At 58.1% G+C, this 1,246-nt stretch carries 2 protein-coding genes; both read right to left on the bottom strand.

What is annotated here, in order from left to right:
- Positions 1–196, bottom strand: a 196-nt coding sequence (locus AC1RO3_RS07890; protein ID WP_481763914.1) for a hypothetical protein, incomplete at its 3' end; no start/stop codon positions are given.
- A gap of 111 nt (positions 197–307) precedes the next feature.
- The gene (locus AC1RO3_RS07895) at positions 308–1,027 is read right to left on the bottom strand and encodes a hypothetical protein (protein WP_481763915.1); all 720 of its coding nucleotides are present in this window, start codon (positions 1,025–1,027) and stop codon (positions 308–310) included.
- Between the last annotated feature and the right edge of the window lie 219 nt (positions 1,028–1,246).

Below are 1,246 nucleotides of genomic sequence, written 5' to 3' on the forward strand. Positions count from 1 at the left end.
CTGCGTCGCTAGCGACTTCACCGTTCGCGCTCGCGGTCAGGAATTCCATCTGGCGGTTCAGAAGTTCGCGCTTCGAGCTTGCGTTAAGCTCACCGTTCGCGCCGACAGCGCGTTCCTGCGAGCCGTCAAAGCGGTATTCAGAAGCGTTGACCATAGGCTTCTTAGCCGCATACGTTTGAATCTTGTTGGTACGCATGTGAGTACTCCGTATATTTTGGGTAGGGGTCCTGACCTATTGATCAGGACAGGACCCGAGCAATTCAAGTCTCAGGTGACTGAATTAAAATTGCTGTTTGTGAACCGATGCTTAGTGAGCGTCGAACGTGATGCCAAGGAACGGGATTTCCGCGCCCGGGATTTGCGTCACGTACGCACCCGGCACCGCGACACCGGCCGGAGCCGTACCCGGCGTACCGAGCGTCAGCATGCCGTTAGCGGCCACACAGATTTGCGTCGAGGCCGAACCACCAGCAGCTGCCCAGTTCTTCGATGCGTCGAATTGCGAAGTGAACACCGTACCGCGCGTAATCACGCCGATTTGCTGGACGTAATCGCCAACGTAGCCGCCCGGCTGCACGTCACCGAACAGGACCCGGCGCTGCACTGCCGTCAGCGTGTACTCGTAAGTCACGGTAACCGTGTCGCCTGCCGTCAGGCCCGAGACCGTTTGGCCCGTGACCTTGACCGTCGTGCCGTCAACCGGAACCCATGCGCTGGTCGTTTGGTCGTAGATACCGACCGAAGTTGCAGTCGTCGGCACCAGCGACAGTTTCACGCTGCCCGTAGCCGGGACCAAGAAGGTTTCGACCTTGTTGTAGGTAGCTTCAGCGAACGGAGCTGCCGACGTACCTGCGAACGAGAAACCAACGAACAGATCAGTTGCTTGACCCGTCGAAGGCTGCACGCCAGCAGCCGTGTTGCCTTGCGTGCGGACAACTGCTTGGCCTTCGGCCGTGAATTGAGCGCCGAGCGCAACCAGCATTTCGGTGCTTTGCTCGATCTTCGAACCCGGGTAATAGATAGACATGTGTTTTCTCCAGTGTGGAAATTAAGCAGGAGAACTGATTAATTGTGCAGTTCTCCTGTCTCCCCTTAAATTAGGGAATGTGGTTTAGAACGCTGAGAACGGGAGCTTAGCGTTGCCCGACAGAATCGCAGCGGCCGTCACCGACACTGCGCCACCGTTGTTACCCGCAAACACCCGGCGCGGTGAAGCGTAGCCCGGGCGGCCCATACGGAGTGCAGC

This window comes from Dellaglioa sp. CoH-57-MRSF-19 (assembly GCF_056781975.1).